This is a genomic window from Hymenobacter sp. FMD4 (assembly GCF_058932745.1).
Map to the genome: position 1 here is coordinate 1 of NZ_JBZYWH010000049.1, position 9,243 is coordinate 9,243.

Annotated in this window: 7 protein-coding genes and 1 pseudogene; 5 read left to right on the forward strand and 3 right to left on the reverse strand. The window is 58.2% G+C overall.

Going from position 1 to position 9,243, the window contains the following annotated elements:
* Together AC5FXY_RS22255 and AC5FXY_RS22260 are read right to left on the reverse strand one after the other, a co-directional pair.
* On the reverse strand, positions 1 to 759 hold a 759-nt coding region (locus AC5FXY_RS22255), incomplete at its 3' end, for a DUF4197 domain-containing protein (RefSeq protein WP_493558933.1).
* 86 nt (positions 760 to 845) lie between these two features.
* Entirely contained in the window at positions 846 to 1,703 is an 858-nt protein-coding gene (locus AC5FXY_RS22260) for a DUF4197 domain-containing protein (protein WP_493558934.1), read from the reverse strand.
* Positions 1,704 to 1,802: 99 nt separating this feature from the next.
* Between AC5FXY_RS22260 and AC5FXY_RS22265 the strand changes: the two genes are divergently transcribed.
* The 3 genes from AC5FXY_RS22265 (at position 1,803) to AC5FXY_RS22275 (ending at position 4,937) form a co-directional block, all read left to right on the forward strand.
* Positions 1,803 to 3,083, forward strand: a complete 1,281-nt coding sequence (locus AC5FXY_RS22265; RefSeq protein ID WP_493558935.1) for a competence/damage-inducible protein A — start codon at positions 1,803 to 1,805, stop codon at positions 3,081 to 3,083.
* 178 nt (positions 3,084 to 3,261) lie between these two features.
* The gene (locus AC5FXY_RS22270) at positions 3,262 to 4,653 is read left to right on the forward strand and encodes a dihydrolipoamide acetyltransferase family protein (RefSeq protein ID WP_493558936.1); all 1,392 of its coding nucleotides are present in this window, start codon (positions 3,262 to 3,264) and stop codon (positions 4,651 to 4,653) included.
* Positions 4,654 to 4,721: 68 nt separating this feature from the next.
* Positions 4,722 to 4,937, forward strand: coding sequence for a hypothetical protein (locus tag AC5FXY_RS22275; RefSeq protein WP_493558937.1), 216 nt, complete (start codon positions 4,722 to 4,724; stop codon positions 4,935 to 4,937).
* A 232-nt stretch (positions 4,938 to 5,169) separates the two neighbouring features.
* Here the strand turns inward: AC5FXY_RS22275 and AC5FXY_RS22280 are convergent, their stop codons facing one another.
* A complete protein-coding gene (locus tag AC5FXY_RS22280; protein ID WP_493558938.1) occupies positions 5,170 to 7,800 on the reverse strand; it encodes a valine--tRNA ligase in 2,631 nt (876 codons plus the stop codon).
* A 216-nt stretch (positions 7,801 to 8,016) separates the two neighbouring features.
* Between AC5FXY_RS22280 and AC5FXY_RS22285 the strand changes: the two genes are divergently transcribed.
* Together AC5FXY_RS22285 and AC5FXY_RS22290 are read left to right on the forward strand one after the other, a co-directional pair.
* A complete protein-coding gene (locus tag AC5FXY_RS22285) occupies positions 8,017 to 8,961 on the forward strand; it encodes a carbon-nitrogen hydrolase family protein (protein WP_493558939.1) in 945 nt (314 codons plus the stop codon).
* A gap of 26 nt (positions 8,962 to 8,987) precedes the next feature.
* Positions 8,988 to 9,243 (forward strand): annotated as a pseudogene (locus AC5FXY_RS22290) (hypothetical protein); the annotation flags it as partial.

A 9,243-nucleotide genomic window follows, 5' to 3' on the forward strand; every position in this document is an offset into this window, starting at 1 on the left:
TTTGCTGCCGAACACGCGCTTAAGCAGATCGGTGGTGCGGGCTACCGGGTTTTCGCGAATGTTCTCCTCTTCCTGCGCAATGAGCGTAAACAAACCGTCGACTGCTTTGCCGGTGGCATACTCATTCAGATTGGGATTAGCCGGCTGCACCATCGGAATCTTGTTGTAGCGCGTCACCAAGTTGGCATAGTAACGGGTAGCATTGGTTTGTTCGAGCGCCTGCTGCATGATAGGCGAAAAGGCCGATACCAATTGCGAGGTGGTAGTGCGCTTCAGATATTGCGTCGCGGCGTCCTTCTCCCCGGTCAGAATATTCCAAACATCTTTAAAAGTCAAGCTTTTGATAGCCGATATAAAGATGGGCTTGGCGCTAGTGGCAGCCTGCTCGGCCCCGCGGTTCAGTGCCAATTCAAACCGATCTACTTCCCCGCCTAGTCCGATGGTGCGCAAAGTATTGGCGACGCGCTGCGCATCGGGCGGGAAGGGAATTCGGATAAGGCGGTTGAGGTAAAAGCCATCCTGCTTCGAAGCCTGATCGGAGCCTTTCGTAATGCCTTGAATCAACGCTTCTTTCAAACCAGCCGCCGCCTCGTTCTCGGTGATATTGCCGGTGGTCCTCGATGCCGGGGTGGGCAGCTTGATGGTAGTGCCGTTGGCGCCACCGATTTTGGGCAGTTTGATTAGCTGGGCATTGGCCGAGCATGCGCTGGTCAGGGCAAACCCGGCGGCAAGGCAGGCAATAGAAAGAAAACTTTTCATGACGCTATAAATCCCGTGTGGGAAAGTTCAGTTCGCTATTGGCAGAAACCAGACCAAAGATTCGGCCGCGCCTTACCTCAGACGAATTAGCGCGTACCGAAGGCGCGACGCATTGCTTCGGAAGTGCGGGCCGAAGAGTTAAGACGAATGCGGCTTTCTTCGTCGGCAATGAGCGTGTAGAGTCCGTCGGCGGTTTTGGCGGTGGCGTAGGTGGTCAGGTCCGTAGTGATGGGAGCTACCAGCGGCACTTTCTTGTAGCGCAGCAGCATCTCACCATAAAGCTGCTTAGCACCGGTTTGCTCCAAGGCGGCCGCTACTAGTGGCTTCAGTTCCTGCTGCACTTGTTCCTGCGTTTGCTCTTTGAGCAGTTGCGAGGCCGCGCGGCTTTCGCGGGTATTCACCAGGGCCAAGGCATCGGCTATGGCGAGGCGCTGCAGGGCGTTGGTATAAATCGGGCCAGCTTGCAGGGCTACAGCCTCGGCGCTGCGGTTCAGCAGCACTTCAAATTTATCCACCACAGCCCCCATGCGCAAGCCGCGGAGCGTGGTGGCTACCAAATCGGCCTCGGGTGGAAAAGCCAGGCGGATGTCGGGGTTGCTGTTGAAGCCATCGGGCTGCCCTCCGGCCTCAAAGCCACGCTTGATCGACGACGTCAGCGCCTCCATCACTCCTACTTTGGCCTCCTCGGCCGTCAGTGGTACTACCACGGGGGCGGGCGGCGCGGTGGGTGCAGGCGCGGCCGTAGCGGGCTTGGTAGTTGTGGCTTTGGTGGTTGTCGTCTTGGTAGTGGTCTTGGCCGGAGCTTTAGCCGCTGGCTTAGCAGCGGGCTTGGTAGTTTTGGCCGTAGTGGTCTTGCTGGTAGTGGTTTTGGTTTGAGCTACTGCAGCAGAAGAGGTCATCAGGCCCAGGGCCAAAGCAAACAGAGGGAGGCGGAGTGCCGACATGGAGAGAGAAAAAGATAAAACCAAACGACGCGTGTGGCGGTCTAATGGACCATGTGCACAAATTGCGCCTAATTCGACTGATTCCAATAATCCTTCGCTATGCCACTCTCTCCGGCCGTTGAAATCATAACCATTGGCGACGAACTGCTCTACGGGCAGGTAGTCGACACCAACTCGGCCTGGATGGGCCAGGAACTCGGCAAGATTGGGCTGCGCATCCGCCAGATCAGCTCCGTGTCTGACAAAGCAGAGGAAATAGTGCGCGCCCTGGATGAAGCCCGCCAACGGGCCCAAGTGGTGCTTATGACCGGCGGCCTCGGCCCCACCAAAGACGACCTAACCAAGCACGTACTGGCCCGTTACTTCGGATGTGAACTAGAGCTATACGAGCCTTCACTGCGCGATGTGGAGGCCATCTTCGCCCGCTTCAACCGCCCAATGCTGGAAGTAAACCGCCAGCAGGCCTTTCTGCCTAAAGCCTGCACCCCGCTGCGCAATGCCGTGGGTACGGCCCCGGGCATGTGGTTCGAGGATGGTGGCGTGGTATTCGTGTCGATGCCCGGCGTGCCTTTCGAGATGAAGCACCTGATGACCAATCTAGTACTGCCGCGGTTGCAGGAGTATTTTCAAGTGCCGCCCATTGAGCACGCTGTGCTGCAAACCGTGGGACAAGGCGAGTCGTTTCTGGCCGAACAGATTGCCGATTGGGAAGCCCAACTGCCGCCCAATATGAAACTGGCCTACCTGCCCTACCTCGGTGGCGTGCGCCTGCGCCTCACCGCCACCGACGACGGCCAGCCCGACCTACGCGCCCGCCTGCATGCCCAATTACCTGCCTTGCGCCAACTGCTGGGCCAGCACCTGTTTGCCGAAGGCGAAGTGCCGCTGGAAGCGGCTATTGGAATGTTACTAAAAGAGCGCGGCCTCACCATCGGCACGGCCGAAAGCTGCACGGGGGGCTACATTGCCCAAAGGCTTACCAGCGTCCCCGGTAGCTCGGAGTACTTTCTGGGTAGCATCGTAGCATATGCCAATGAGGTCAAGGTTCGCCAGCTGGGGGTACTGCCCGAGACATTAGCTGCACACGGCGCGGTAAGCGAGGAAACCGTTCGGCAAATGGCTGAAGGTGCCCGCCGGCAGCTTGGGGTGGATGTGGCCGTAGCCACCAGCGGTATTGCCGGGCCCGGCGGTGGGTCTGACGAAAAGCCAGTAGGCACCTTTTGGCTAGCCTATGCCGATGCCCACCAGACCGTGACTCGCAAGATTAGCTTCAACCGCGGCCGGCAGCTGAACATCGAATTCATTACCCTTGCCGCGCTCAATCTGGTCCGCCTACACCTACCAGCTTCGCAAATCCAGCCCGCTGAACCAACAAGCTAGTTTATTGACTTCCAATAGCTTTTAGCAAGTGGCTAACGAGCGTTTGGCAACTAGTGGCTTGCAATGAGGCATCAACGGCCAAATCAGCTACCTTTGGCCCCGATTTCGGTCCTCTCCCGGCCGCAACCCCATACAACCAAACTTCCTTTCCCCACCCTAATTCTTTTCTTTAACGCGCATGGCACGAGTGGAAATGGTGATGCCCAAAATGGGCGAAAGTATCATGGAAGGCACCGTCCTGAAATGGCTCAAGCAGGTGGGCGACACCATTGAGCAGGACGAATCAGTGCTGGAAGTGGCTACCGACAAAGTGGACACTGAGGTGCCCGCTATCCACGCCGGCGTGTTGCAGCAGATATTGGTGGAAGAAGGCCAAGTGGTAGCCGTAGGCGCCCCCATTGCCCTCATCGAAACCGACGCCGCTGCTGCTTCCAACGGCCAGGCCTCCCCGGCCGCTGCACCCGCAGTCGCTGAAGTGGAAGAAGTTGCTGCGCAAGTACCGTTCGTTCCGAATGCCGCGGCTGCTGCGGCGGGTGGTTCTTCGCTTGGTGAAGCACAGCCCGGTCGTTTCTACTCGCCGCTGGTGCTGAACATTGCCCGCGAGGAAGGTATTTCGATGACCGACCTGGAACGCCTGCCTGGTACTGGCCAAGGTGGCCGCGTTACCAAGAAAGACATTATGGACTTTGTGGCCAATCGGGGTCAGCAGCCCGCCCAGGCCGCTCAGCCAGCCCCTGTGGCCGCGCCTGCCGCAGCTCCGGCGGCTCCGGCCACGCAAGCGGCGCCGGCCGCAACGCCAGCTGCTAAACCAGCTCCGGCGGCCACTACCAATGCCAGCAAGCCGGCTCCTTCGGTGAGCGGCAATCAGGAGCTGATCGAGATGGACCGCATGCGCAAAATGATTGCGCAGCGCATGGTCGATTCGAAGCGCATTTCGCCGCACGTTACCTCCTTCGTGGAAGCCGACGTGACCGAAATCGTAAACTGGCGCAACAAGCATAAAGACGCCTACAAGAAGCGCGAAGGCGAAAACCTGACCTTCACGCCCATCTTTATTCAGGCGGTAGCGCGGGCCATTCAGGATTTCCCGAACATCAACGTGTCGGTGGATGGTGACTACATCATCAAGAAGCGCGACATCAACATTGGCGTGGCCGTGGCCTTGCCGTCGGGCAACCTCATCGTGCCGGTGATTCACAACGCCGATCAGTTGAACCTGAACGGCCTGAGCAAGCGCGTGAATGACCTTGCTACCCGGGCCCGTGCCAACAAGCTGAAGCCGGAAGATCTAGAAGGCGGCACGTACACGCTGAGCAATGTGGGCTCGTTCGGCAACGTTATGGGCACGCCCATCATTATGCAGCCGCAAGTAGCCATCATGGCCGTAGGTGCCATCAAGAAGAAGCCAGCCGTCATCGAGACGCCCCATGGGGACTTGATCGGGGTACGCCATTTCATGTTCCTTTCGCACAGCTACGACCACCGCGTGGTGGACGGCTCGCTCGGCGGGATGTTCGTGCGTCGTGTGGCCGATTACCTGGAGCAGTTTGACCCCAACACCAGCATCTAGTACGCGTTTACATAGCTTAAACAAGCCCGTCACCTCGGCGGGCTTTTGTTTTTGACAATCTTCAGGTTATGAAAAACATTATTGTTCTTCTGGCTCTCGTCGTTTCACTCGGTTTGATTGTCTACCTCTACATGCGGATGTCGGCAGCGGAGCGGGAACTAGCCATCATTCAGCGCCGCGCCACCGACTGTGAACAGGTGACTTTTCAGCTTCAACACCAACTCAGCGAACTAAACCGCGAGAAAGCTGCGAGCTTCGAAACCGCGCCCACCAAGCGGCAATAGCAGATTGCCCTAGAGACGCAACTATTTGCGTCTCTATCGTTGAATGGCCTGCGCGCACTTCACCCGAGGTACACGTCATCAGCAACGACCCGACAAAAGGATTAGCTGCGCTACACTGTGTGCTCGCGTCTTTAGGATGGCCGCCAATCACGGCTGGCCCATACACCCACTAAGCAAAACGGCTGCTTCCCTTATGGGAGGCAGCCGTTTTTGTTTGGGTCTAAGGGTCAATTTACAGCGCGGCCATGCTTTGTTCCAGCGCCGTAATCTTGGCCTCGGCATCGGCCAGCTTCTGCCGCTCTCGCTCCACCAGATCCGGCTTCGCATTTTGCACAAACTTCTCGTTGGCCAGCTTCTTTAGCACTGAGTCGCGGAAACCCTGCGTGTATTCCAGCTCCTTGCTGAGGCGCTCCTTTTCGGCGGCCAGGTCGATCTGGCCTTCCATCGGCACGAAGAACTCCACGCCACCCGACACGAAGCCAACAGCCGCCGTCGGAGCCGCGTCCACTGAGTTGATTTCGGTGAGGGCAGCAAGCTTCCGGATGATGCCGTCGTAGTCCTGCACCAAAGCCATGTCGTCGGTCTTCGCCGCCAGCGTCAATGGCTTGTTCGGGCCAAGACCTTTCTGGTTGCGGATGTTGCGCACGCCAGCCACGATATCCAGCGCCTTCTCCATGCGCGTGAGCAGGTCGGCGGCACCGGCCACCGGCTGCTGCTTAGGCCAGGGCGCCACGCAGAGGTAATCCTTGGGGCCACGCTCGGCCAGGTGATGCCAGATTTCCTCCGTGATGAAGGGCATGAAAGGGTGCAACAGCTTCAGCAGCTGCTCAAAGAAGCCTGTGGTACGGCGCAGCGTCTCAGCATCGATGGGGGCTTGATACGCCGGCTTGATCATCTCCAGATACACCGAGCAGAAGTCGTCCCACACCAGCTTGTAGATGGTCATGAGCGCATCCGACATGCGGAACTTGGCGAAGTGCTCGTCCAGCTGGGTCAGCACGTCTTGCAGCTTAGCCTCAAACCACTCCGTAGCGCGCTCGTTTACAAAGGGCAACTCCTCGCTTACCTCCCAGCCTTGCGTGAGGCGGAAAGCGTTCCAGAGCTTGTTGGTGAAGTTGCGGCCCTGCTCCACCAGCTTGATATCGAACAGCAGGTCGTTGCCGGCCGGCGACGAAAACAACATGCCAGTACGCACACCGTCGGCGCCGTATTGGGCAATGAGGTCCAGCGGGTCGGGTGAGTTACCGAGCTGCTTGCTCATCTTGCGGCCCTGGTCGTCGCGCACAATACCGGTGAGGTACACATTGCGGAACGGCACGTCTTTGCGGTACTCCAGGCCGGCCATGATCATGCGGGCCACCCAGAAGAACAAGATTTCCGGGGCCGTTACCAAGTCGTCGGTGGGGTAGTAATAATTGACCTCAGGGTTGTCCGGGTCCTTGAAACCATCGAACACCGAGATTGGCCACAACCACGACGAGAACCAGGTATCGAGCACGTCTTCGTCCTGGCGTAAGTCACTAGCTTGCAACTCACTGTTGCCAGCCTTTTCACGTGCCAGTTGAAGTGCTTCTTCATCGGTCAACGCTACCACGAAGGAGCCATCGGGCAGGTAATAAGCCGGGATGCGCTGGCCCCACCACAGCTGCCGCGAGATGCACCAGTCGCGCACGTTCTCCATCCACGAGCGGTACATGTTCTTGAACTTGGGCGGGTGCAACTTCACGCGGTCATCCTCTACTACTTCGAGGGCCGGGCCAGCCATCTGCTCCATTTTCAGGAACCACTGCATGCTCAGACGCGGCTCGATGACGGCGCCGGTGCGCTCCGAAGTTTGGAGCACGCTGGCATACTCCTCCACCTTGGCTAGCAAACCGGCTTCGTCGAGGTCCTTCACGATGTTGCGGCGTGCGGCAAAGCGGTCCTGGCCCACGTACAGCACGGCCTTCTCGTTGAGGAAGCCGCTGTCGTCGAGAATATCGATTACCGACAGGTTGTGCTTCAGGCCCAGTTCGTAGTCGTTCAGGTCGTGCGCGGGCGTCACCTTCAGCGCGCCGGTGCCGAACTCAATGCTCACGTACTCATCCAGAATCACCGGAATTTCGCGGCCCAGCAACGGAATGCGCACCTTAGCCCCGTGCAGGTGCTGGTACCGCTCGTCGTGGGGGTTTACAGCCACGGCCACGTCGGCCATAATGGTCTCGGGACGAGAGGTAGCTACGGTCAGGAACTGGCCATCCTGCCCCACTACTTCGTAGCGCAGGTGGTACATCTTGGCCATCGTATCCTTGGGAATTACTTCCTCATCAGACAGCGCCGTGCGGCTCTGCGGGTCCCAGTTTACCATGCGGATGCCGCGGTAGATCAGGCCTTTGTTGTGCAGGTCCACGAACACCCGCAGTACGGCTTCGGTCATGTCAGGCTCCATAGTGAAGCGCGTACGCGACCAGTCGCAGGAGGCACCCAGCTTCTTGAGCTGGTCGAGAATAATGCCCCCGTATTTTTCCTTCCATTCCCAGGCGTGCTTGAGAAACTCCTCACGGGTGAGGTCTTTCTTCTCGATGCCCCGCTCCTTCAACATCTGCACTACCTTGGCTTCGGTAGCAATGGAGGCGTGGTCGGTGCCGGGTACCCAGCAGGCTTCTTTGCCTTGCATTCGGGCACGGCGGACCAGCACGTCCTGAATCGTGTTGTTCAACATGTGGCCCATGTGCAGCACGCCGGTCACGTTCGGGGGCGGAATTACCACCGAGTAAGCAGGTTTGCGCGGGTTGGGCTTGGAGTTAAAAAAGCCTTGCTCCTGCCAGCGTTGGTACCATTTGTCTTCTACCTCAGCCGGCTGGTAGGTTTTAGGGATGGACATAGTCGCGAAGAATCAGTTCGGAAGCGGCAAAAGTAGGCATTTCGGGGCGGGGGCGGAAACCGGTGTAATAGTGGCCTCTGGATTTCCTAGTTGCGTTGAAATGCACTTTTTTTGCCTCGACAAGCTTGCAGGCAGCAGGTTTAATTGTGGAAGCCTGTATTTTTATCGGGTCAGCCGGAAACCCACCCTCCTTTCGTCCGCGTTGACGCCCTTGCTATGAACTCCATCTTTACGCGCTGGAAAAAGCCAGCTGCTCCGGCAGCGGCACCATCCGCCAAGCCCACCATTGCCGCGCCCACCACTCCCCCTCCTTCGCAAGGCACCATTCGCGTTGGGATGGGCCAGCTACTGGTAGAAGGAGGCGAACCGCTACGCAACCTCGACCGGGCTGCCCGCATGATTGAGGAAGCTGCCCAGCGCGGCTGCGACCTGATTCTGCTGCCCGAAACACTGGACTTTGCCTGGACGCATCCGAGTGCCCTTACCGAAGCCCAACCCATACCGGGCCCGTTTTCCGACCGGCTCTGCGAGGAAGCAGCCAAGCACAATATTTACGTATGCGCCGGCCTCACCGAGCGCGCTGCCGATGGCCGCATCTTCAATTCGGCTGTCCTGATCAATGAGCGGGGGGAAATACTGCTGAAGTATCACAAAATCAACTTGCTTACCGTAGAACAACCCTTCTACAACGTGGGCCAGACGCTGAATGTCATCGACACGCCCCTCGGCAAAATCGGGTTGAACATCTGCGCCGACAACTACATCGATGGATTATCTATTGGCCACACCTTGGCCCGAATGGGAGCTGAAATCATTATTTCACCTTCCTCCTGGACGGTAGATTACTCTATCACTGAGGAAAACGACCCCTACCAAGAAAAGTGGGTTAAGCCCTACAGTATCCTGGCTTCGATGTACAACGTGGTAGTAGTGGGAACTACATCAGTCGGCTACATTGTAGGGGGGCCATACGAAGGCAAGAAAAGCGTTGGCTGCTCACTAGCCGTAGCAGCCGATGGCATCAAAGCTCAAGGCACCTTCAACGAGTTTGCCGGTGAGCTGATTGTGGCCGACTTACCGCGTCCGCACCGAGCCGAGCGCGGAACGGCTATTACTGATATGCTGCGTAGCCGTGGCTATCAGATTGAAGGATTGATTTAACGCCTGTCCCTTCCTTTTCCTGCCTCTTGAAACACACTTACTCACCAACGACGCTTCCAGTGCCCGCTTCTCCTTCACTTGCCGAACACAAGCACCCCGTAGATCAGCCTACTCCTCACCCCGGTTACCAACGCTGCACGCGCTGCATCATGGACACGACGGTGCCGGGCATCCGCTTCGGGGCGGCGGGCACGTGCAACTTCTGCGACCTGCACGACAAAATGGAGCGGGAAAACCCCTTGGGGGCGGCCGGCGAGCGGTACGTGGCGCGGGCGGCGGCGC